Raw genomic sequence first — 21,166 nt, 5'->3', positions numbered from 1 at the left:
CCGCATGGATATGAAAGAAGCTTCCGCGATGACCGAAGCCTCTGGCCTGGTCGATCATCAGGCTGCCAACAGCGCACCGCAAGAGAGCGGCCAGACGGAGTTTGCCGAGACCCGAAGGTCGCTGCGCCAGCCTTCGAACGAGGCGGCGCTGCGCTGGGCCGAGCGGCTGCGCAAGCTGACGGTGCAGGCCCCACTGTCATCGCTCTTCGTTGCGTTCCTGCTCGGCACCTGGGTCGCGCGCCGGCGCTAGGACGAAGCCGCAGGGCTGCCGACATCCATGGCAAGGAAGCTCAAGACATTTCAGACGTCGCTGGGCTTCTACGATCTCGCGGTCGCGGCGCCCACGATGAAAGCTGCGCTAGAGGCCTGGGGCGCGGGCAGCAATCTCTTCCATCAGGGTGTCGCCAAGGAGACCGACGACCCCGACGTGGTCGCCGCAACGATGTCGAAGCCAGGCGTGGTGCTCAAGCGCCCGGCGGGATCGAACGGCCGTTTCGCGTCGCGGGTGACCGCGCCCACCTCGCCTATTTCAAGGCGGACATGTCGAATTCGTCCATGACCAAGCCGGCTGCGGCCAATGACTGGTATCGGTTCGAGTCCGTGGACCTCATGAACGGGGGCCGGGACGAAATGGGTATGCCGCTCCCCGGCGACAGGGTAGGAACAAATGTTCACTTTGGCACTTAAGTAGCGAGTTGAGGGGCCTTAGTAGATGACCCAAGACAAGCAAACGCAGCTACCGCCGCAGCCGACACAGGATCGTGGCCCGCGATGCCCGACCTGCGCCGCGTTTCCGCGCCTCGCCACCCCTATCCTCGACCCACGAACCGGAAAGACATTCCGTCTATATCGCTGCGAGACCTGCGGCGAACGCATCTGGGACGATTGACTTAAATCAAGCGGGCGCGAGTGGAAGAGGGCTTGTACATAGGGCCATGAAGCTAGAACCGGGTCGGCTCGTCCTAGTCCTGTGGTATTCGTGGTGCGCCGTCCTCTTCGGCACCATTGCCTATTTCTTCTTTGGATAGGCCCACAAGTACAGCAAGCGGATGCCCGACAACGCGCGGCGGTTCTCTGCAGCACTGCTGCAGCATCTGCTGCAACGCTGCAAAACCATTGCAAGGGCAGCGCTGCAGTAGTCCCCCCTTATAAGGGACTACTGCTGCTGCAGCACTGCGTCATGGAAACATCAAATTAATTCCGTCATCGCCTCCTCTTTCTCGATTGTCCGACAGAGATGTTTACGGCCCATCCGGGTCCTCTGCGCCGTACGATGCAAAGCGGGCATAGGCGGAGCGCGGAACTCGGCCAGCGCCAGAAATTAATTCAGTAGGTTTGGTACGCGCAGCACCCATCATTGCGCATGCGTAATTCGTTACAGGACGGCGCATCGGATCGCTGCTAGCTTCGGATCATGGCGCGTGAGCGCGGGGCCGGATCATTGTGCATGTGTATTTTGTTACAGGACGGCACGTCGGATCGACGCTAGCTTCGGACCATGAACAACGGTGATGAAAATTGCATTGCGCGCTTGCACCTTGCCGTGCGCCCGCGCGTGAAGCGCGAGATGGTACGCCAAGCAAGAGCGGCGGGGCTATCGCTCGCGGCCTATCTGACGAAGTTGATTGCGCGTGAGGAAGAGAATGAGTTCGGTTGACGACTTTGAATCTGAGTTCGAACCGGAGCCCGAGTCCATGACGACCGGCAAGGGCGTGATTCAGACGCGCGCGGACTTCTCGCGATGGACCGGGCAGAGCCAAACCACGGTGGACCACTGGCTCCGCGACGGAATGCCCGTGGTGCAAAAGGCAACGAAGCGCCAGCCCTACAAGATCAACTCAGCGGATGCGTTCGCATGGCTCCGGTCGAAGTGGCGCGGCGGCGAAGACGTGAATGCCGCGAAGCTCGACGCTGTGAAGGTCGCAACCCGCTTGAAGAGGTTGGCGTTGGCCGAGCGCGAAGGACTCCTTGTGCCTGTTGACGCCGTGATTCAGGAGGCGACGGAGCAACTAGCGGCCTTCAAGAGAGCCGTGCTGAACATCCACACACAAGTTCACGGCTTGAGTCCGGAACAACGGGAACAACTTCAACTCGCCCAGAACGACGCGCTTGGCACGATGCGGGGTATCTGGCGGAGAGCATCACGACGAAGGGCGGTGAGCCCGTTGACGACGACGAAGAGGATTTTGGATATGAGCAACAAGACGAAGAAGACGCCGCCGATTTCGAAGATGTCGGAGGCATCCCGGAAGCAACTTGACGCCGCCGTATGCCATGCACTTCGGCGGCCGACAGAGGCCGAATTCGAGGAAGCGCGCAAACGGTCGCAGGATCACCGTAGCGCTGCAGTGGGCGATTAACCATCGATCTCAAGAAGCGCTTTTCTTAAAAAGGCGAGCGCGTTTTCATGTTCGCAACTGGCGCCGCGCGCGCTTCACGCGATTGAGCCGTCACCCGAAGAGCATTCGCGCGATTTGCGTTTTTAGAAATAGACCAGAGGCTACCGCGACTCGCAACTAGGCGGGGCTTGTCGCGGACCGGCGGCCCCGCTTAGGTCACGACGGACAACGAGACCAAAGGAGAACGTGAATGTTGTACCGCGCGAAACTGACGGCTGACTTTTTGGTGTTGAGTAACCGAATTGAGTTCTGGGGGCGCCCCTATAAGACGCGTGTTCGATGCGAGGCTGCCGCAAAACACAACAGCGCACGCGTTCAAAGGGAATCTCGGCGGTTCGGTCCGAGGCGCCTTCGTGTTGATTTAGAAATCGTGGAGATTGCAAAATGACTGTTGTCGGGTTTCCGAAACTGAATGTGCGACACCTCGCGATGCCGAGCGTGCGCGAGATGCTTGCAAGCGGCTACCCCGTGTCGGTCATCACGGACGTGCACCGCGAGTGGATGAACGGCGGAGACACAGCCGGGGCCTTACTAAGACGGCTTCAACATATGACTCTCGAAGAGCGCACGGAGCACGAAGAGCGAGCGGAAGCCTTCGGCAACTTGCGGACGTGGCGCTGGACCAACGAGGACTGGCGGGCGGCAGCGCCGCTCTTCGTTTCGTCCACCATTGGAGGGAAATAGGAGGTATCGCGTCGCAGTGCATAGACCTTTGACTGCGATTCCAAGGAATTATATGCTGGAAGTGTTCGATTGGCCTCCGGCTCAGCCGCAGGCGCATCGAAACTCTCCCCGGGGTGGCCGGTCCACAGCCGACCCCCCGGGGCTCCCCTCTCAGGGCTTCCATGGTCGCCCTGAGAAGTTCTTAGGAGGCTTTTTCAGCCTCCAATTCCGAATCCCCTCCATCATCTGACTTTGATCGGAGTGACACTCCCGCTTTCTCCGCCACGATTTTCAGCTTCCGCCGAAACTCATTGCCGGACCACGGCAGGCCAGAGAACTCGCAGATAACCATCGGCCCGTTGCGCTTAGCCTCTGGAACGCGGTTGATTTCTTCCATGGTCATCTGTGAACGGCTCAACCTAAATTGTTGCTCTTTCTGCTGCTCACGTCGGCTGCGCGGAGAAACGCGATGCAAAACCAAATCATCATCTAGATCGGACCACCTGAGGCCACGAACCCATTTTTCCGAACCCTTGATGATGTCGGATTTCGTCGGGTCACTTAGCGGGACCCACTCGCCGAGAACATCTACTTGCTTCAGTTTCGGAACCTCAAACAACAGAGCTACTGCGAGCGCAATCGAATCCCAACCAAAATGCTCACGTGCCGCAATACGGAGCGCCCTCGCTTGGTCTCGCGTAAAACGTGGTTGCCCGTCACCCTTTGCAACGGCAAAACGCATATTGCCGAGGATGGTGCTCAACCTAATGCAACCATCGTCATTCAAAACGGTAGATCCAAAGGTAGCCAGCAAGCGTAGTTTAGCGATCATGTCGTGGCCCATTGCCACCTTGCCATCGGCCGCCCAGATGGAATCGTAGAGACTTTGAATTCGTTGAGCACTGCACTCCGCGACTCGTTCAGAACCAATGTCCTTTTTGAGACGGCGGAACGAGCGAAGATAGTTTTGCTGAACGGAGTGTTTGACGTTGTGGAATGACGACTCGTCGAGGGAGCAATAGTTATCGATCAGACTTTTGAAGGTTCCGTCGTAGGACCGTGACGCCTCCTGCTCAGCGGTAGGCGTGGTCGCAACGGCCCCGGAAACAGGCACCGGGGCAGCTTTGATGATGCTGAGGAAGGTATCCACGCTAATGCTGTACTTAAGAGCGATCCGCTCAAACTCCGCCATGTCACGCGAGATTTCTGCCTCCGCCTCAGCAACTAGGCGAGCCTTTTCGCGCTGAATGACTTCTTGAAAGGTTGTCTTGGCGTCGTCAGTCATCTGGCCACACTGCCGAATCGTCAACAAAGCATCTCCCTGCTTTTGGCTTTTAGGCCGTTCCGCAGATTTGTCAACGTCGGGGAAGCCTTCACTGACATGCACACTCTTGGAATAAGAGTGATCTTACTGCGGATTTTGCCTATTTTTTGAGCAATTAGCCGCCTCTAATCAATTAAGTGCCTACGTTAGGCGTTGCATGCAGGAGAGCTTTGGTGTCAGATGCAGCCCGCGTCCATGGAGATTCGCTAACGTGCCATAGACGTCGCGTGGTGAAGGCGAGGTCGCCGAGCCACAAACGAAAACGGCGGCCGTTTCGGCCGCCGTTTCCTGAAGTCACCGCCGGAAGGGTAGTCCGCCAAGATCATCCCCTTCGGCCCTTCGTACACGGGCCGCGCCCGGTTAGGAGCACCCCATGTGGCAAGCCGCCATAATATGAACGGCCCGCTGGCACCGGGGCGAAAGCCTCGGTGCTCGCGGGATATGTAGTCTAATCACCCTTATATGTCCACTTATCCCGGAGTGTTGAATGCCGAGGAAACAGTCCTCCAGCAAGCTTTCCACGTTGGCTTCGAAAGTCCTCAGCGGCGACAAGAAGCCCACCGTTGCGGAGAGCAAGAAACTCGCCGCGTCTGTCCTCTCGCAAGACGAGAAGAAGGGCCAGCGCAAGTAAGAGGCGGCGCGGGCGGGCAACTTCCCGCGCCATCACCATACGTCGAGGTCTACATGCCGACCTTCATCATCGACTGCCCACGCTGCAAGGCCAAGGTCGGCGCCGACATGCACGGCTGCATCGATTATTACAACGACGCCGACGGTGAGCCGTTTGGCGATCGCGTGGTACTCGGCAGGTGTCCGAGCTGCAAGATTGCGCTGGTTGGTCGCTCCGAGCAATTGACCTTTCAGGGTTATCAGGGCGACGAGGACGACACATTCTCGGACGTGGTGCGCGTCTTCCCGCTCCCGCCAAAGCAGTTCACCAGCTACCGAATACCCCGGCCCTTGAACCAGTCGCTGCTTGAGGCCGATAGGTCATTCCAGGCCGGCGCCAACATCGCGGCCTGCGTTATGCTCGGGCGCGCGCTCGAAGCCTTGTGCCGCGACGTGCTCGACGAAAAGGGCACCGCGACGGGCGATAAGGCTAAGCCGAAGAAGCGGGTCATGCTCGGCAGCGGCATCAAGGAGCTGCGCGACAGGAAAATAATAGACGATCGACTCTACGATTGGAGCGTGAGCTTGCAGGCAATGAGGAATCTCGCCGCCCATCCGGAAGACATCACCGTCTCTCGACAAGATGTCGAAGACCTGCAAGCCTTTGTCTACGCCATCACCGAATACGTCTACGACCTGACCGACCGCTACAACGAGTTCAAGGAGCGCGAGGCGGAAAACAAGAAGCCGCGCAAGTCCGCCGCCGAGATGTTCGCAGGCGTGATGATTCCGAAAGGTGAGACGCCGTAAAATGGCAGGAACTATTGCGGGGCAACTCTCGTCTCGCCGGCATCAAGTCTAGATACTCTTGAGCGCCGCGAATTTTGGACTCGTATTGGACTCGCGAGCGAAGGCTCCAGCTAAGTCTTTGATTTCTTGGCGCTCCCTAGGGGAATCGAACCCCTGTTTCAGCCTTGAGAGGGCTGAGCGCATGTTTGTACGCGTACTCGCTGCCGGAGTTGGCTGATCTGCCCACTGTCTGCAGGCGCGATGCTGCAAAGGATTTGCAGTCAGAACTGTCTCAAGGATTAGATTACTCTCGGCGCTGAGGGGCAATGCTACGGAATTTGCTACGCCGCAAGGCTGAAGGATTCGCGCGAAAATACCTTTCGCGACAAGTACTTGATTTGAAGGGGCTTTTTGGTAGCGGGGGAGGGACTCGAACCCCCGACCCCAGGATTATGATTCCTGCGCTCGGTTATCTGGTACGCTCGTTGCCTCGTGCTTTGGCGCCCCCTTCTACCTCGGTTCTGTGCTCCGCGCTGCGTTCCCGCGTATTGGCAAGCTCCGAAAGCGCGTTCTTCAGCGCATGCCGACGAGTTTCAACGGCGGGCATTTCGTTGACGAATTGCCGTATCTGTCGCGCTAGCGCCTCATCTGCTGCCACTCCAGAGCGCTGCAGCTCGGCTGCATACTCGAGATATCGCCTCCTGATCGCGTCCTGACGTGACTTAATCTGTTCATCCCAAGGATATTTGGCAGTTCTGCCGCCCCTCACCTCCGAAAGCACCTGCTTTCTAGCGAGCCGATCGACATCGGGAGCGATCTTTCGCTTTCGCATAGCGATGACCGCCCCGCGGTCGGCCTTTCGAACCCGTCCGCGGGTTCGCCGAGGCGTGGCCTCGGCGGCGATCCCGCGAAGCCGGAGTTCGCCAGCAAACCGCTCCCGCCACGCCTGAAGATCCGCCTTGCGAGGATTGAGGCGCTTGCGGTCGTCGCCGAGTGAGCGAACCGTCAAGTGCACGTGGGGATGCTTGTCATCAAGGTGCTGGACGAAGACGTAGTCGTGATTGTCGCCGAACGTCTCGATGGCAAATGCCCGGGCTGAATCCTTAACGGCGACGGCGTCGGTGCCAGCCGGCATCGACAGAATGATGTTGATCGAAAGCGATCCATCACGGCGGCGTTTGTGGTCGAGACTAGCATCATCCACCCAGCGTTGTTGCAGATCTTTCAAGCCGGAACGACCCGCCAGCGTCGCGCCCTGCTCTGTTTCCCCCACGAGCTCACCGTTTCGCGTGATGTATGCAAGGTGCGACTTCAGATTTGCCACGCCTTTGGTGCGGCCCGTGATCTTGACCATCACCTCTGGTGCTCGGCGCACGATGCGCTCGAGCTTTGCACGCATCGCCGGCGTAAGGCGGCCGGGAGCTGCTGGATCGGGGATATCCCACTCGGCTCGCCGTGGGCGCCGGTTCGGCGTTTCCCAGACATACGAGATCGGCGGGAGTTCCGGGGCCAAGTCGGCCGGCCGCGGCGAGTAGCGCCGACTCATCGCCGCCCGTCCCAATAATCCGCGTTGCTATTCAGCGCATTACGCAATTGCGCTAGCTCTCTTTCAATGACCAATTTGGCTTCTTGAATTGCGGACAGATCGGGCTCAACCGCCCTGCCCCGCAGCACACTGGTGTTCGCGGCCCGCGCGATCTGATTGATGTTGCCGCCGATCCTATTGAGCTCTCGAACGATCGCACGAAGCGCGTCATGCTCATTCGGGGAATGCTGTACGGGTGATCCCAACCGCGATCGCACTAACGCGATAATCCAACCAGTTCGGGTCATGCCACGTTGCTGAGAGACTTCAGCGAGCTGCTGCATCTCACTCTCGCGAAATCGCACCGTCACCTTTTCTGGCCGTCCAATCGGCAACGCGATGCGCGGCGCTGGTGCAGCTAGTGCATCAGCAATGAGACGCCGCAGCAGCGCGGACTTACCGCCCTGGGTGGCTGCAAGAGCTGAGAACTTCGCCGCGAGTTCGTCGGAGACGCGAAGCGAGATCAGAGCCATGCACTCAAATCCCAATCGCGATGTAATACATCGCTGGCGCGAAGCCTATCCTGCACTAGAAAGAAAGAAAATTTTCCCCTTGATGTTGGTTCAAGCCAACACTCTTCGCATTTGGCGCTCGCCAGGATAAAGCGATCGAAGGCCCCTGCTCTCTGCGCCAAATTCTGCTCGCGGCGGTCACTTGCCGGGTTATGCATCGCAAATACCGATCCGCCGGCAAAGGAAACGAAGGCTCTAACTGACACCGACATTGTGGGCCGCGACTTTCCAGCAGTCTGCGGCCTCTCTACGGCGCTATGGGGAGCGCGTTCGGCCTTCGGCTGCTGCGCTGACGCGCCATCCTTCTGATGGGAAAGTCGCTCCGCCGGCGCACACCGATAGTCTGCCGCCGCAGCGAAAGTGTCCAACGAGCTCATCTTGACAGGATCTCCTCGATCGTGAGCGCCGACGCCGGAAATTCCTCTTCTTTATCCGCACCATCGACCAACACCACGGCGTGACGGGAGCCCTGCGTCGCGGGCCGATCGACAACAAGCTGCCCGGTCCGATCCTGATACCGAACCCTGATTGCCAGCGACGCTGCCGGTTTCGATTGCGAAACGACGCGGGTCTTTAGCGGCTGATCCTCAGTTGCCGCTTTGCGGTCGGTCACACCGTTGCGCGGGAGCACTTCTTCCGGGAGGAGATCGGATTTTTCGGATCGAGGTCGCCCAACCGATAATTCGTTCCGAGGATTGGCGCAGCCGCCCTCCCTGCGAACGTCCCGGGCCAGTTGTCGAGCCTGTGCGTCGGTAAAGCTGTCCTGCGTCGCGCATCGCCGTTCGATCTCATCGGGGTGCGTGCGCCAAGCCTGGTAGAGTTCATAAAGAGCACGGATAGAACTGCCCTCAAGTCGAGCCCGAAGAAATTCCGGCATGCTTTGAACCGAGGCGTAACGCGACACCCAGTCTCTTGGCTTGCCTAGCTTGCGCGAGATCTCCGCCTGGCTATCGCCGGCGTCCAATCGGTTTGCGATGAACCTCGCGATCTCAGGCGCGCGCAGATCATCACGCTGGATATTCTCGATCATCTGGGCGTATCGGTCAGGCAAATCGACGTCTTGAATGAACGCGGGCATTTCTCGTAGCCCGGCACGCTGCGCGGCGCGGTACCGGCGCGCGCCCATGGCGATGACGTAGCGTCCATCTTCACTAGAACGGCGAAGCACGATGGGTTGCAGTAAGCCATGTTCGGCAATCGATTGGGAGAGCTCCTCCAATTCCTGTTCGCTGAAGGTGCGGCGTGGTTGATCGGGATCTTCGTCAATGCAGTCAATGGCGACCAGGAGCGGCCGCCCGGTTGGGTCGCCAGGGTTTGCGGCGGCATCGACGAGCTCCTTGAAGCTGAGATCAAGCGTCATTCGTCGTCTCCTGATCGAGCCGTTCCACGATCTTCGTGAGAACCGCGCGGATTTCCCGACCGGCTTCTTGCGCCGAGCGACGCTTCAAGCTCCACACCGGCACCCGCTCCGCAACGGCTTCGGCGTAGCCGTCCCGTGCAACGATCTGGCCTGGGAACACGTACTTGCCTGCTTCGCGCAACAACTGCTCCAAGTGTGTTCGTTGACGCGGCGACTTGGTATTGAAGTTCGACGGCAGCAGGCCGAGGAATCGCGTCTCCTGACGGCCGTAGCGTCGTTGCACACCGATCACGGTCTGCATCAGGGCTTTGACGCCCTTTACAGAATAATCTTCCAGGTAAATCGGCGCCAACACATGCGAGGCGGCGATCAGGCAAGCGACGCTGCGAAAGCCAAGCGATGGCGGGGTGTCGATCACGCAAACATCGAACCGGTCGGCGGCATCGGCGAGATTCTGCCGCAGGGACGTGACGGCAGCAGCATTGCCGCGATCGATATCCGTCAAGGAGCTGTCTGCCGGCGCCAGCGTTATGCCGTTGTTTTCGCCGGCTACAAACCGGATGGCCGGCTTGAAGAAATCGGCCGCCGAAATCGGGCCTGTATGCTGCCTGAGCGTATCGGTCGCGTTGCCCTGCGCATCAACATCGATCATCAGAACACGGCGGCCGGCTTCCGCCATGAACCAGGCCAGATGCACGGCAAGCGTCGTCTTGCCGACGCCGCCCTTTTGGTTGTTGATGACGATCGTGTTCACCGGGTCGACCTTGGTGCGAGCATCTGCGCCCGTTTCATCCATGTTCCTCCAGACTTTGCCTCGGCTGCCGGCTCGGTCCTCATTTGACCGGCCTCTTCATCCTGAGTGTTGGTTTGAAACCAACGCCCGCTGCGAACCAGCACGCGGCAGAGTCTTGAAGGCCAGGCACAAAATCCCCTGCCAAAAGAGTCAGGTGGACCGAGCCACCTAGGAACGAGGTGCTCGGTCGATGAGCTCGCATCGATTAGCAGGCGCACACAGGAGTTGAAGCAAGACAACGAAAACCAAATGCGTATGCCCCCTAGCCTGTTGGTTCAAACCAACACGTTCTGAGGCAGCGACACCTCGCAATGTCCGTACAGTGAAGGAATACGAGACGGAGCCGACGCCCACCAAACCTGGACGACAGTAAGAACCGCGCGGCGCCCTCGGGCGCAAATACAGATTAACCTGCTAATGCTCTTCCAGTTGATCGGCCAGATGCGGGAAGCCAATGGCGGCCGCGATGCGATGAGCAAATGGTTCGAAAGCGGCGTCCAGGATCTTGTTCTCGACGATCAACGATCCCGAGACAGCGAACTATATGTCGAATCGCTGCGGCGACACGACCGTGGAGGTCGATCAGCTCAGCCAATCTTCGCAAATGTCGGCTCAGGCGCGGACGTGATCGAAGCAACTCGCCAGCCGCCCGCTGATCATGCCGTCGGATCGGCACGAACGGTAAGACGATGATGCAAACCTTCGACGACAGCGCGAGAGCCGGCCAGCCGTTTGGCCGGTCGAGCGGACAAGGCAATGCCCGAGGCTATGCCCCGGTGGAAGCGCTGATCCGCGGGCGATGCGTCGCCGGACGTGGTTGGCTGGTTGCGTTGCCGGATCACCTCAGCGAGTTGCGCTTCGAGGGCCTTGCGCTTCGCGGGACTGAACAGGCCGTCGCGCGGCGCGCAGTTCCTCAATAACGTCGACCGGCATCAGCTTCTCTCCGTTCGAAGGGAAGAAGGCCCCGCCTCGCGGCGGAGCCTTGTTTGGGAGGCTCAGTCCCGGTTCGGGCGTGACCAGATCATCTGGAGGCCTTCCTCGCCCTCCACCTCGATGAGGGTGGCGTAGATCGGAGCGGGAAAGCTCGGATCGTCCAGCTTGACGGAGAGGTAGTCGCGCTCGGTATCGCGGGCGACCTTCTGCCAGGCGGCGCCCAGCTCAACGTTGCCGGAATAGATGCGGAAGTGCGGACCCTTGTCGGAGGGCGTCTCGACGCGGACGAACTTGGCCTTGACGTTGAGGTTGAGAGTCTTGATGGCGCCGGAGAAGCCGTTGTCCGTTACGATGAAGGTGCCGATGGTAGCCATTGTCTCATTCCTTTGGTTTTCTCGGGCCGCGCCCATCGCGACCTCGATGGCGGTCGTGAGACCGGAGGCGATCGACCCGCACCTGAAGGGCCGAAACGAAGTGGAGGGCGGCCGGCAGCGACTTTCTTGTCTCGCGAGGAATGGCGCAAAGCGCCAGGGGAAGAAAGTCGAGGACGGGCGTTGCGGGGACAAGATCGAGGGCCCGCACAGCGGAACCGTCCTTCGGTCAGACCAGCCGTAATCGAGGACGCAGATGGGCTGCCCGTCGTGAAAACAGTTGGATTGAAGCCAGGCCCGTCGGCAACCTCACATCGTGCGGTCACAAGCACTTGCGACAACATCCGATTGTCCTGACGAGGCCGGCTGAAGACCGCATATCCCCGCGCAAAGGGTCCGGGGGAGCAGCAGATGCGAGTCGGAGTTCGCCGCCGCCGCAAGGTCGACAAACACCATGCCGACGAAACTGGCATGCCCGGATATCCTGCGTCTGCTGCATCGATGCTGCGATCTTCGATGAGGGCAACAGCGTCCACGATCCGGTCGAAGCATCGCGGATGGCTCCGGAGGTTTGCGACGGCGAGGCCGGGCGCGCGCGGTTGGGTGCGTGACCCAAATTGGACCAAAACGGAGTCGAAGCGCCGCGCCACCGGATGTTGCGATGACCCCACGCCGGTGGCAGGCGCCACACTACTTTCGCACTCGTTCGGCCATAGATCGAGCCGACCACGGTCAGCATCCGTCGAGCGGATCTGCCTCGTCCAGCGGGGCGCAGGAGCGATGCAGAAAGACCAGGCCACAGGCACCGCAGTGCTCGAGCGAAGCGCACGAGCGGCATCGACGTCCGTCCCGGCTTCGGGATGAGTGATCGCAGATTTGACGCTAGCCCGCGTTATCGTTAACGGGCAATCGATGGTTACACTCTTCAGCGGGATCGGATAACGCCACATCGCTTCTCGCGGCGAACGACATGAAGCCAATCCAGCTGGGTCCACCCATTGCTCACGCTCGTCGCTTTTCGCGGCGCTGGGAGTTGATCTGCGACATCAGGATTGGCCCAAGAGAAAACTCTCCGACCTCCGCTTTCCGCGTCAGCCCGCGCAAGTAGCCGCCAGCTGATCTGATCGTCGTGCCACGCTGCAGGATGCAGGCGACAACGACCGCCGCTTGCATTTCACCCAGGACCGTTTGCGCTTCCTCCCAGGCGCTCGGGCTGATCCCCAGCATTGATCTCACAACGGCCGCGGTGGCGAGGAAATCGCGCCAGCTCGAAATCCCGCCCTTCGCATAATCGACGATGTCCGGGCATGCACCGAGGACCATTCCCAATGGATACGAACCCTCGGCGACTCGCGATGGTTGAGGTTTAGGCTCAGCTCCCGCCGCCCTGCCTTCTGGAAGGCTAGGTTCAAGGTCAATTAAGGTCTCGGTATTTGAACTCTGTATGTGGCGCTCAGAATGGGACTCATTGGCGCTCGAATTCTTGGATTTGATGTGCACTTCCAGGAGATTGAGCACGTCGTCAGCAAGCTGCGACAGCTCGTCGGCGATCGGCTCAAGCTCCTGGCGCGTCGCGGTGCGCGGAATCTGAGTGACCATTGCGCGGAAGGCGGCATGCACCTCCTGCCAATCCGCGGGCCCCTGCCCTGCCCTTCGCGTCGGGACACCTTCCTCGATGCCCGTTGCGATCATCTTCGCAATGTCGCGCCGGCACAGCGTGATCCGCTCACGCACGAGCTTGAGGGCGCGGGCTTCGGCTTCGATATCAGCCGCCAGGCTCTCGAACTCTTCCGAGCGCACGACGAGCGGCGACAGATCGAAGCCGAAGGCGAGCTCGATTTCGCCGGCATCGTCCTTCCGCGCATACCGCTTGCCATTTGGACTGTCGCGCCGAACGATCAGTCCCGCATCGACCAGCACTGCGAGGTGACGCCGCAGCGTCGATGCCGGCATGCCATGCGCCCGCCGGCTGAGCTGATGGTTCGACGGGAAGACGATCAGATCATCCTCTCCTGTCAGCGCAGTCTCAGGATGAAACGTCAGGAGCGCGTTTAACACCGACAGTGCGCGCTCCGATACGCCAAGGCGCGGCCGGGCCGTGCAGATGGCGTGGAAGATCTTCCATTTGTGGACGATCTTTTCGGGGGGGCGTCCTGTTGCGATCATTTGGCTTGCCACATGGGCAAGCGTCAACGATCGCCGCCCAAAAGGCGTCGTTGGAAAGTGTGACTGCATGTCTTTGCCTCAGCTGGGCAAAGAAAACCTGCTCGCCGAAACGACGATAAAATCGCGTAGAAACTCTTGACTGCGATTCGCGAAAGTGATTCTCTGTCAGTCGCCAAACTTGAAGAGAAGGGCTTCCGGAACTCCGTTTCGGGGGCCTTTTTCTTTTGCCTTGTCTGCTCCTGGTTCGTGTTTACGGGACGAGGCCCTCAGGCCTCGCTAGTTTCCTGACCGCCGCTCGTTTTGGAAAAGGCGTCGAACAGCGTCGGGAGTTGGTCGACAAGAAACGCCGCAAATGTCGCCGAGACATTCTTGTCGAGGGTAAGCTTCAATTCGCGCTCGGCCTGGCGCACGTGCGCAATCTTGTCGCCGGATACGGAAAAGACTGGCTTCTCTTCCGAAGCCTTCGAAGTCCCGGCAGAAGATGGACGGCTTGCCGCTGTGAATGCTGCGAGAAACCGGGCGTCGGTTTCTCGCTCTGCAAATATTGGTTCAGCGATCGCCGCTCTGACACGTTTGAGCGCCGCGTCATCTTTGATCAATTCAGCGAATGACTGCCAGCGACCGCGGCCAACTTTCGGAGCCTTCCCGATGGCGTGAATAACATCGGTTGGAACTGACCGGGCCACGGCAAGAAGTTTGGAGGCCTCCGCGCGATCGATCGACAACGCATCTTGCACGATTGAGCGGCTATGCCCGGCATCTTCGATATGCATCGCGAAGGTGGCGCGCTCAATGAAGCTGAGATCTTCGCGCGGTGCGTTCTCGAGGCCTTGCGCCACGACAAGCGCTTCATCTGACAGCGATCGCAGGATCGCTTTGACTTGAATGCCGAGTTCACGCGTGGCGCGGACGCGACGATGACCATAGGCGCTCTGGTAGCGCCCCTTTGCTTCAGGGTGTTCCCGAACGAGAATGGGCACCTCTTGACCGCGCTGTGCGATCGACTGCTTAAGTGCCTCGAAAGATCTATCGTCCTTGTCTCGAAACCGGTCAGCCAGCGGCGACGGATCAATAAGCGAGGGGTCGATTTCAAGGATCATCGCCCCGGAGGCAATCCTTTCGCGAAGCTCCTCGTTCTCTTTCTCGACTCCGGAAAAAGTGTCTTTCAAGGAGCGGACTGAGCCCGAAGAGACCCGCGGCAAAGCGCCAGGCATGTTGTCAGCTGACAACGCGGGTGATTGCGGGGTCGTGAAAAGGCTCTTGATGGTGTCAGTACGTTTGCTCATCGACCCCACACCTTCTTGAGAAGTTGCGCGATTTCAGCATTGACCGCATCGACCGATTCCAGTGCCCGGTCGTAGGCGCCCCGCCCTACGGCGCCGCGCTCCAGCTCATAAAGTGATTGCTTGGTGAGACCAGCATTGGCGATCGCGGTCGATTTCCACACCGTGGCCTTGAGCACATCCGATCCAAAAAGGGTCCGGAGGAGAGCCACGATTTGCGCTTCGGGCACATCGTTGGGATCATGACGCGTGATGACGTACCGGATGAAATCGTGGTCGAGGCGCCCCCCCGCTTCCTCGATGACGGACATGAGGTCCGACGTCATGAGGAGAAATTGGCTCATGGATGCGACATCGACCATCTGAGGATGGATCGTCACGAGCATCGCCGTCGCCGCGTTCAGCGCACCCATGGTCAAGTAACCAAGTTGAGGTGGGCAGTCGATGACCACGACGTCATAGTCGTCGGCGACCTGGTCGATAGCGCCGGCGACACGGCGAAAGAATAGGTCGTGTCCGCGTTCACGCCGCTCAACCATTGCTCGAGGCGTGGTGTGCTCGAACTCCATGAGCTCGAGATTGCCTGGAACGAGACCTATCCCGTCAAAATAGGTCGGTCGGACCACCTCCTGCATTTGCCGCCGGTGTTCGTCATACCGTATGGCGCCGTAGAGGGTTTCGTTCGCCGCGATGTCAAACTCGGGCTGGTAGCCGAACATGGCAGACAGCGAAGCCTGCGGATCGAGATCGATCGCCAGGACCCGAAAGCCGGCAAGGGCGAGGTATTGCGACAGATACAGCGCTGTCGTCGTCTTGGCGGAGCCACCTTTGAAGTTCGCGACAGTGATGATTTGTAGCTTGTCGCCTGGTCGCCGCCGCGGGAGGAATTCCATTGCTTCGCGCGGCCGCGCAGTGGCTAGATACTCGCGCAACTCATGAATTTGACCCAGTGTATAAGACCGTCGTCCCCCGGTTCCTATTGCTGGGGTCGGTCCAAGTCCGTCAAGAGAGAGCTGCCGAAGGTACCCATCGGATACGCCCGCAATCCGTGCAACCTCCCCTGAGGTGAACGACCGGAGCGATTTGCTTGCTGATGGCGGGAACAGTGTCGTCGCGAGCGAGCGAAGCTGACCAGAAAGAATGCCGGCATGCCGAGAGATCCGCGCAGACGCAGTCTCGCTCATCGTAACCGAATCTTCCGCTAAGATCGCCATTTGCCTTCTCGAGACGGCTTCTGCGCGTCAGACGCCTAATCGCCGTCTTGAGAGATGGCCACGATTCTATGATTTGAGCAAGAAATAAAGAGTTAATGAGTTCTTAATGCTCGACGGTGTGCGTAACGGCGAGCAGCGACCTTTTGGGCGCGTCGTTTGTTGTCAGCCGACAACAATGGCCTCAGCCGGCCAAGCGAGCCTTTACCATAGGCACTATAGGGCGATTCGGCGCGGGTGTGTCCCCAAGCGTCATTCGGTATGATGCCACCCGCTGCTCCGATCAGTGTTGCTATCGTGCGGATACGCCGGGGCGTCTTTCAAATGCGCGTCAGCCCTCGCTTCTGAGGTCGCGTCAGCGTACAGCGGCGCTTGACGAGCACGTGCAGCGCGCCGGGATCTGTGTATTCCCCCGTTTCCCGGAAGCCGTTGCCCCGGAGGATCGCTTTCCTCGTAAGATGCTGTGGTCTCGCACCCGATACCCAGGACCGGCGGCTCCCCGAAAAGCGCCCTCCCCTTCTCGTTGAAGCGCCGGGGCCGTGGCGAGCGAAGGAGTTTTGTGGTGTTGGTTCGCTAGGTCCAGCAGCGCTCCGGGCGTTCGCAGTGTGAACCGAGGCGGCCACTGCGGCACTTCGCTGGGCCGCCGCTCGCCAGGGTAACAAGCAAGCCCGCACTGTAGCAGGTCTCCACCAATCAGCCGAACGAACAAGCACAGAGTAATCGACCCAGCGCACTCCGGGTCGCTGTTCCGGGACTACCAGCCGCAAGACCGACCCCCAACTGGCGCGGCGGGGGCGCCTCATCATCGGCTGCACCTACGATCTGTTTCGGCGAGGGAAGCCAATGCGCAGTCAGGTCAACACCTTAACCGGCACGGTCGTGGGCGGTTCGAGCCCTGGGCCGTATCCAATCTCAACGCCGGGCGCCCAAATAGCCAATCGCGAGCCTTCGAGTTCGAGGCGAGCGCGCCACATCGGATCGCTTCCTGGACGAGACGCTTCGATAGCAGCGTGAGGGTAGTCCATCGAGACGCCGCGCAGATTGTTGTCAGCTGACAACATCCTCTTAGTCCAGACCTGCGCAACAGGCCCAGGGGCTCACGGTCGGGCAGGCGGAGGCCACGCCGGAGCTTGTGTCATCACGGCCGGCATCGGGGTCGAGCCATGGCCGTAGATCGTGGGGAAGAACCAGCCGAAGAGCCGGCTGAGCTCACGCCTCGATTCGGCCGATCAGGAAGCTGATCCTTGGTTTTCAGTTCAGAACGGCACTCCGTCAGCAGGCCGCAAGGCGGATCTATAATCCAATCTCGCGGGCTCGCGTGACTCCTATGAGGCCGATCGGGAGCTGAAAGTCGCCTCGCGCTGCTGTCTCAGGTCGCAACCGGGCTTGGAGGATTGTTGTCAGCTGACAACAACCAAGCAGATGGATGTTGTCAGCTGACAACAATCTGTGCCGTCCTAGCCGCCGACGCGTCTTTCCAGTCCCCGTCGATCCGCGCGCTGACGAATTCAGGAGCTGGGACGAGGTCGTCCTCCCAGATGATGGCGTGGTCGTGATGAGAAAAAGCGCCCGGAAGGCCCGAGGATGGGATTCACACAATGCTAACCATAGAATTCTACGGCCTCCGTGCGCTCTTACGACCTTCTCCACCAGATCGGAAGAGTAACCAGCCTTCAGGCGGTGTAGCCGAAGTGTTATATAGGGATACACGATCGGGCTAGAGGAGCGCGGGATGGCCTTCCATATCAAGAATCCCGAGACCGACGCGCTGGCCCGCAGGGTCGCGACGTTAAAGAAAATCGGACTGACCGAGGCCGTACACACGGCGCTCACGCATGAACTCGAACGCGAGCAGGGCAGGCCGTCCTTGGTCGACCTGGGCGTCCAATTTTGTCGCGATTTGGGGGCGAAGGGCAACCCACAGAGCGGTAAAGCCGCCGACAAGGCGTTTCGCGACAGCCTGTACGAGGATTCCTGATGTTTATCGACGCTTCGGCGCTCACCGCGATGCTGACCAACGAAGACGAGGCGCGCGAGTTACTGGCGCGCGTGCAGCAAAGCCAACCCGGTTGACCTCGCCGCTGGCCGTGTGGGAGGCGGCGATTACCATCGCCCGGGTGCTCGATCTGCCGATCACCGCGGCGGACGAAGCGGTCGAGAGCTATCTCGCGCTGATGGAAATCAAAATGGTGAACGTGGCGCCCGAAACAGCCCGCATCGCGCTCAAAGCATACGACCGCTACGGTAAGGGTCGACACCCCGCGCGGCTCAATCTTGGGGACTGTTTCGCCTACGCCTGCGCCCGCCATCTCGGTGAACCGCTGATGTTCAAGGGCGCCGATTTTCCGCAGACCGACATCGAGGCGGCCTGACAAGCTCTACTATCGAAGTGAGCCTGATCGTGGCAGAAGTAATGAATGCTGATTCGCGGCGAAGCCACGAACCTGCGCTGGGAAGCCCAGCCCGATAGCCTTGGCGACAGTCAACTTGGCCGACGAGGACATCTGAGCGCGGACGGCGGCCGACGGCGTCCGGAAGAGGGCAGGGGAGCTGACCAGCGGCGCATTCTTTCACGGCGGTTTGGCGCCGACCTGTGCTAGCCTGGCTTACCGTCGTCAGAACAAACTAGTTGGGTTGCAAGCGGACGGTCCGCAACCGACGTCGCTATGACGGAAACGAAACCCCTGTTAGCTTCCGTTTCACCGGTTCTAACTAAGGTTATCAGGACCTTGCTGCCCACCTACAAAATCCCCGATCCACTGCCTTGGGCCCGGCTCGCCGGACCGCTCGCCGCCGCCGAGGACGCCGTGGCCCGCTTCGATGAGCGGCTGGCCAAAAGCCCAATCCGCGACGGGGCAATCAGCCGGACACACTTCACCGATGCCTGCGCCAGTCTGTGGCTGGACGGCGAACTTGTCCACCTCGAAGACCTCGTGCTCCACGACGCCGGCATGGACGTTCGCGCTCCTACCCACGAGCTGACTCGCGCCCACGCCGTGCTGCGCGCCCGTCGGCGCATCGCCGATGCGAAGCCCGATTGGGCGCTGTCCGCGCCGGGACTCTCCAGCCTCCGCGGGCGGGGCGAGCGAGAGGAGACGAGCAACCGGAAGGAAGGTGAGGGAGGTTTTGAGATCGATGAGGCCCCCGAACGGGAGGAGGTGGGTCTCGAATTGCCCGTCGGCGTCCTCGAGACCGATCCCCACCTCGCCGCCGCTTTCGACGCGGTCGACGCAGCGAACGCCAGGGCGGAGCGCAGGCTTGCCGACGAGATTCGGTTTCGACCGGAGCGGGATTCTCTCATCTACGATCCCGACTGGGATGAGGAGGAACGCCTCGATCACTGGCGCGGTGTGGTCAATCAGACTCGCGGCTTGCCACCGACGCTGGCGGGGGCGATTGCCGCCGACGCCTGGGGTGAGATCGAACCGCTCGAGCACATGCCCTGGCTCGGCCGCCTGCTCGCCGCGGCCTTGTTGAGGGACCGCGGCAAAACGCGATCGCATCTGCCGTGCCTGCATGCTGGGCTGAAAAGCATTCCGCGTGAGCGCCGGCGGCCGCGCGACGCCGCAGCGCGTTTGAGCGTGCAACTCGAGGCCATGACGGCCGCCGCCGAGTCTGGCCGAAAGGATCACGACCGTTGGCTGATGACCAGAAACCTGCTCGCTCGAAAACTCGCCGGCCGCCGCGCCACTTCAAAACTGCCGGCTCTCCTCGACTACGTGCTGACGAGGCCGATCGTCTCGGCGGGCATGATCGCGGCGGAACTCGGGATCACTCCCCGTGCTGCCCAAAACCTGGTCGCCGAGCTTGGCCTGCGCGAGGCGACCGGGCGGGGACGCTATCGGGCGTGGGGCGTCTTGTAGAGGCGAAAGTCTGTGCTGTGAACGCTCGGCAGAAAAGCCTCTCGTCCAGATGAAAACGCACCAACAAAAATGCCGCGCGGTTGAAATCCAGCGCAGCGGCCGTTTCCGGCGCCCAGGGGTGTGACGAAAACTCCGGTCGCGCTCGGGGCGCTAACCTAGTCCTTTATTCGTCCGGCACGCACGCGAGACGAAGGCCTGAAGATTTAGTTTGATCGTACTTATCGTAGCCAACCACGATATAAGCAATAGATCGAAACTTGCCCGTCCAGCCGGTGGTACGGAGCCGCCTCAATCGTCGTCGGTAAGTTCGTCGGGCCAACGGAAAGTCGAGCAGGCGCCCGCGCGACATTCTCAATCTGTTCGTCGACATGGACCGCGGCACGAGGATTCTTGGCCTCGATGTAGCTGAAAATGCTGCCGCGATCGGACGACGCGAAGCGCAACCAGACGAGTTTCACCGTTCCTGCTCCGGCGCTTTTCGAAGCGCACCGGTACGACGTTGTGCGAAATGCGCCTCGACGTCGGAATCATCGATATCAGGCCGCGTGTCGGACAACGCCTGGCGCACCTTCTCGCGAAACCAGGTATCGTAAGCTTGGCTGTTGCTCACGAGCTCCAGCGGAAGCATCCCTTCATTGGCCGTGCGCGTCAGCAGGATCCGCACGACGTCGGATACCGTGAGACCCATATTTTCCAAAACCGCAGTGGCCTTTTCCTTCACGTCCGCATCGATACGGGTTTGGACCAGGGCATTCGAAGCCATAGCGATCTCCATATTTTCATTCGCAGCGAGATGTAATACATTTGAATGACATGCACCAGAGGCGATCACGGCGCCGTGACCCGAGGGCTATAACAGCCGGCAACGGCACCGCCTTTCGGCGGGGCCGTTGCCGTGGGTCCTCAATCCCGGTTCGGGCGGGACCAGATGAGCTGTAGGCCGTCCTGGCCCTCCACCTCGATCAGGGTGGCATAGATCGGAGCCGGGAAGCTCGGATCGTCCAGCTTGACCGAGAGGTAATCGCGCTCGGTGTCCCTCGCGGTCTTCTGCCAAGCCGCTCCCAGCTCGACATTGCCGGCGAAGATGCGGAAGTGCGGTCCCTTGTCGGAGGGATTCTCGACCCGAACCAGCTTGGCTTTGGCATTAAGAGCGAGGGTGCGGACCGTGCCGGAGAAGCCGTTGCCGGTCGAGGTGAAGGTGCCGATGGTCGCCATTGTCGTGTCGTGCGCCAGGAGTGCCGGGTGGGATCCGGCACGCGCACTCAATGCCCCCGCAGGGTGGGAGACCCTGCCCTCAACGCGCCG

19 protein-coding genes and 4 pseudogenes are annotated in these 21,166 nt (G+C 60.3%); 10 read left to right on the top strand and 13 right to left on the bottom strand.

Going from position 1 to position 21,166, the window contains the following annotated elements:
• The first annotated feature begins 4 nt into the window (after window positions 1–4).
• The 5 genes and pseudogenes from XH80_RS15835 (at window position 5) to XH80_RS15815 (ending at window position 3,083) form a co-directional block, all read left to right on the top strand.
• Entirely contained in the window at window positions 5–250 is a 246-nt protein-coding gene (locus XH80_RS15835; protein ID WP_271599362.1) for a hypothetical protein, read from the top strand.
• 27 nt (window positions 251–277) lie between these two features.
• Window positions 278–520, top strand: a pseudogene (locus tag XH80_RS15830) (cell envelope biogenesis protein TolA); the annotation flags it as partial.
• Window positions 521–1,498: 978 nt separating this feature from the next.
• A complete protein-coding gene (locus XH80_RS15825; protein ID WP_271599361.1) occupies window positions 1,499–1,657 on the top strand; it encodes a hypothetical protein in 159 nt (52 codons plus the stop codon).
• Window positions 1,644–2,360: a hypothetical protein gene (locus XH80_RS15820; RefSeq protein ID WP_271599360.1), complete on the top strand. Its 717-nt coding sequence runs from the start codon at window positions 1,644–1,646 to the stop codon at window positions 2,358–2,360. The genes XH80_RS15825 and XH80_RS15820 overlap by 14 nt, the downstream gene beginning before the upstream one ends.
• 423 nt (window positions 2,361–2,783) lie before the next feature.
• Window positions 2,784–3,083: a hypothetical protein gene (locus tag XH80_RS15815; RefSeq protein ID WP_271599359.1), complete on the top strand. Its 300-nt coding sequence runs from the start codon at window positions 2,784–2,786 to the stop codon at window positions 3,081–3,083.
• Window positions 3,084–3,264: 181 nt separating this feature from the next.
• Here the strand turns inward: XH80_RS15815 and XH80_RS15810 are convergent, their stop codons facing one another.
• Entirely contained in the window at window positions 3,265–4,347 is a 1,083-nt protein-coding gene (locus XH80_RS15810) for a hypothetical protein (RefSeq protein WP_271599358.1), read from the bottom strand.
• Window positions 4,348–4,848: 501 nt separating this feature from the next.
• Here XH80_RS15810 and XH80_RS15805 point away from each other — a divergent pair.
• The gene (locus XH80_RS15805) at window positions 4,849–5,805 is read left to right on the top strand and encodes a DUF4145 domain-containing protein (protein ID WP_271599357.1); all 957 of its coding nucleotides are present in this window, start codon (window positions 4,849–4,851) and stop codon (window positions 5,803–5,805) included.
• A gap of 448 nt (window positions 5,806–6,253) precedes the next feature.
• On the opposite strand, the gene XH80_RS15800 is transcribed toward XH80_RS15805, so the two are convergent.
• The 5 genes from XH80_RS15800 to XH80_RS15780 form a co-directional block, all read right to left on the bottom strand.
• Window positions 6,254–7,330 (bottom strand): relaxase/mobilization nuclease domain-containing protein, encoded by a 1,077-nt coding sequence (locus XH80_RS15800; RefSeq protein WP_271599356.1) that lies wholly within the window; start codon window positions 7,328–7,330, stop codon window positions 6,254–6,256.
• A complete protein-coding gene (locus XH80_RS15795) occupies window positions 7,327–7,842 on the bottom strand; it encodes a plasmid mobilization protein (RefSeq protein WP_271599355.1) in 516 nt (171 codons plus the stop codon). The genes XH80_RS15800 and XH80_RS15795 overlap by 4 nt, the downstream gene beginning before the upstream one ends.
• Entirely contained in the window at window positions 7,833–8,093 is a 261-nt protein-coding gene (locus tag XH80_RS15790; protein ID WP_271599354.1) for a hypothetical protein, read from the bottom strand. The genes XH80_RS15795 and XH80_RS15790 overlap by 10 nt, the downstream gene beginning before the upstream one ends.
• A gap of 161 nt (window positions 8,094–8,254) precedes the next feature.
• Entirely contained in the window at window positions 8,255–9,241 is a 987-nt protein-coding gene (locus XH80_RS15785; protein WP_271599353.1) for a ParB/RepB/Spo0J family partition protein, read from the bottom strand.
• Window positions 9,231–10,037, bottom strand: a complete 807-nt coding sequence (locus tag XH80_RS15780) for a ParA family protein (RefSeq protein ID WP_271599352.1) — start codon at window positions 10,035–10,037, stop codon at window positions 9,231–9,233. Before XH80_RS15780 ends, XH80_RS15785 begins: the two co-directional genes overlap by 11 nt.
• A gap of 366 nt (window positions 10,038–10,403) precedes the next feature.
• Here XH80_RS15780 and XH80_RS15775 point away from each other — a divergent pair.
• Window positions 10,404–10,659, top strand: a pseudogene (locus XH80_RS15775) (type IV secretory system conjugative DNA transfer family protein); the annotation flags it as partial.
• A 370-nt stretch (window positions 10,660–11,029) separates the two neighbouring features.
• Here the strand turns inward: XH80_RS15775 and XH80_RS15770 are convergent.
• The 4 genes from XH80_RS15770 to repA all read right to left on the bottom strand — a co-directional run bounded on the left by XH80_RS15770 (window position 11,030) and on the right by repA (window position 16,001).
• Window positions 11,030–11,341 (bottom strand): DUF736 domain-containing protein, encoded by a 312-nt coding sequence (locus XH80_RS15770; protein ID WP_271599351.1) that lies wholly within the window; start codon window positions 11,339–11,341, stop codon window positions 11,030–11,032.
• A gap of 999 nt (window positions 11,342–12,340) precedes the next feature.
• Window positions 12,341–13,573 carry a plasmid replication protein RepC gene (gene repC / locus XH80_RS15765; RefSeq protein WP_271599350.1) on the bottom strand — a complete coding sequence of 411 codons (1,233 nt, stop codon included), beginning with the start codon at window positions 13,571–13,573 and terminating at the stop codon, window positions 12,341–12,343.
• 197 nt (window positions 13,574–13,770) lie between these two features.
• Window positions 13,771–14,790 (bottom strand): plasmid partitioning protein RepB, encoded by a 1,020-nt coding sequence (gene repB / locus XH80_RS15760; RefSeq protein WP_271599349.1) that lies wholly within the window; start codon window positions 14,788–14,790, stop codon window positions 13,771–13,773.
• Window positions 14,787–16,001: a plasmid partitioning protein RepA gene (gene repA, locus XH80_RS15755; protein WP_271599348.1), complete on the bottom strand. Its 1,215-nt coding sequence runs from the start codon at window positions 15,999–16,001 to the stop codon at window positions 14,787–14,789. The genes repB and repA overlap by 4 nt, the downstream gene beginning before the upstream one ends.
• 1,729 nt (window positions 16,002–17,730) lie before the next feature.
• On the opposite strand from repA, the gene XH80_RS15750 reads away from it, so the two are divergent.
• The 3 genes and pseudogenes from XH80_RS15750 (at window position 17,731) to XH80_RS15740 (ending at window position 19,861) form a co-directional block, all read left to right on the top strand.
• Window positions 17,731–17,976 (top strand): type II toxin-antitoxin system VapB family antitoxin, encoded by a 246-nt coding sequence (locus XH80_RS15750; protein WP_271599347.1) that lies wholly within the window; start codon window positions 17,731–17,733, stop codon window positions 17,974–17,976.
• Window positions 17,976–18,370, top strand: a pseudogene (locus XH80_RS15745) (type II toxin-antitoxin system VapC family toxin). Before XH80_RS15750 ends, XH80_RS15745 begins: the two are co-directional and overlap by 1 nt.
• A gap of 294 nt (window positions 18,371–18,664) precedes the next feature.
• Window positions 18,665–19,861 (top strand): RHE_PE00001 family protein, encoded by a 1,197-nt coding sequence (locus XH80_RS15740; RefSeq protein ID WP_271599346.1) that lies wholly within the window; start codon window positions 18,665–18,667, stop codon window positions 19,859–19,861.
• Between the two features lie 298 nt (window positions 19,862–20,159).
• On the opposite strand, the pseudogene XH80_RS15735 reads toward XH80_RS15740, so the two are convergent.
• The 3 genes and pseudogenes from XH80_RS15735 to XH80_RS15725 all read right to left on the bottom strand — a co-directional run.
• Window positions 20,160–20,319, bottom strand: a pseudogene (locus XH80_RS15735) (type II toxin-antitoxin system mRNA interferase toxin, RelE/StbE family); the annotation flags it as partial.
• The gene (locus XH80_RS15730) at window positions 20,316–20,624 is read right to left on the bottom strand and encodes a type II toxin-antitoxin system RelB/DinJ family antitoxin (RefSeq protein ID WP_271599344.1); all 309 of its coding nucleotides are present in this window, start codon (window positions 20,622–20,624) and stop codon (window positions 20,316–20,318) included. The pseudogene XH80_RS15735 and the gene XH80_RS15730, both read right to left, overlap by 4 nt.
• A gap of 140 nt (window positions 20,625–20,764) precedes the next feature.
• The gene (locus XH80_RS15725) at window positions 20,765–21,076 is read right to left on the bottom strand and encodes a DUF736 domain-containing protein (RefSeq protein WP_028343038.1); all 312 of its coding nucleotides are present in this window, start codon (window positions 21,074–21,076) and stop codon (window positions 20,765–20,767) included.
• Window positions 21,077–21,166: the final 90 nt, after the last annotated feature.

The organism is Bradyrhizobium sp. CCBAU 45384 (genome assembly GCF_028128665.1).
In the GTDB taxonomy this organism is placed as follows: domain Bacteria; phylum Pseudomonadota; class Alphaproteobacteria; order Rhizobiales; family Xanthobacteraceae; genus Bradyrhizobium; species Bradyrhizobium manausense.
Note: the sequence above shows the minus strand (reverse complement) of the source record. Positions and strands in the feature narration are given on the sequence as shown.

Coding starts and splice junctions, on each gene's coding strand:
- XH80_RS15835 (WP_271599362.1), top strand. CDS start 5: ATGGATATGAAAGAAGCTTCCGCGATGACCGAAGCCTCTGGCCTGGTC.
- XH80_RS15825 (WP_271599361.1), top strand. CDS start 1,499: ATGAACAACGGTGATGAAAATTGCATTGCGCGCTTGCACCTTGCCGTG.
- XH80_RS15820 (WP_271599360.1), top strand. CDS start 1,644: ATGAGTTCGGTTGACGACTTTGAATCTGAGTTCGAACCGGAGCCCGAG.
- XH80_RS15815 (WP_271599359.1), top strand. CDS start 2,784: ATGACTGTTGTCGGGTTTCCGAAACTGAATGTGCGACACCTCGCGATG.
- XH80_RS15810 (WP_271599358.1), bottom strand. CDS start 4,347: ATGACTGACGACGCCAAGACAACCTTTCAAGAAGTCATTCAGCGCGAA.
- XH80_RS15805 (WP_271599357.1), top strand. CDS start 4,849: ATGTCCACTTATCCCGGAGTGTTGAATGCCGAGGAAACAGTCCTCCAG.
- XH80_RS15800 (WP_271599356.1), bottom strand. CDS start 7,330: ATGAGTCGGCGCTACTCGCCGCGGCCGGCCGACTTGGCCCCGGAACTC.
- XH80_RS15795 (WP_271599355.1), bottom strand. CDS start 7,842: ATGGCTCTGATCTCGCTTCGCGTCTCCGACGAACTCGCGGCGAAGTTC.
- XH80_RS15790 (WP_271599354.1), bottom strand. CDS start 8,093: ATGTCGGTGTCAGTTAGAGCCTTCGTTTCCTTTGCCGGCGGATCGGTA.
- XH80_RS15785 (WP_271599353.1), bottom strand. CDS start 9,241: ATGACGCTTGATCTCAGCTTCAAGGAGCTCGTCGATGCCGCCGCAAAC.
- XH80_RS15780 (WP_271599352.1), bottom strand. CDS start 10,037: ATGGATGAAACGGGCGCAGATGCTCGCACCAAGGTCGACCCGGTGAAC.
- XH80_RS15770 (WP_271599351.1), bottom strand. CDS start 11,341: ATGGCTACCATCGGCACCTTCATCGTAACGGACAACGGCTTCTCCGGC.
- repC (WP_271599350.1), bottom strand. CDS start 13,573: ATGCAGTCACACTTTCCAACGACGCCTTTTGGGCGGCGATCGTTGACG.
- repB (WP_271599349.1), bottom strand. CDS start 14,790: ATGAGCAAACGTACTGACACCATCAAGAGCCTTTTCACGACCCCGCAA.
- repA (WP_271599348.1), bottom strand. CDS start 16,001: ATGGCGATCTTAGCGGAAGATTCGGTTACGATGAGCGAGACTGCGTCT.
- XH80_RS15750 (WP_271599347.1), top strand. CDS start 17,731: ATGGCCTTCCATATCAAGAATCCCGAGACCGACGCGCTGGCCCGCAGG.
- XH80_RS15740 (WP_271599346.1), top strand. CDS start 18,665: ATGACGGAAACGAAACCCCTGTTAGCTTCCGTTTCACCGGTTCTAACT.
- XH80_RS15730 (WP_271599344.1), bottom strand. CDS start 20,624: ATGGCTTCGAATGCCCTGGTCCAAACCCGTATCGATGCGGACGTGAAG.
- XH80_RS15725 (WP_028343038.1), bottom strand. CDS start 21,076: ATGGCGACCATCGGCACCTTCACCTCGACCGGCAACGGCTTCTCCGGC.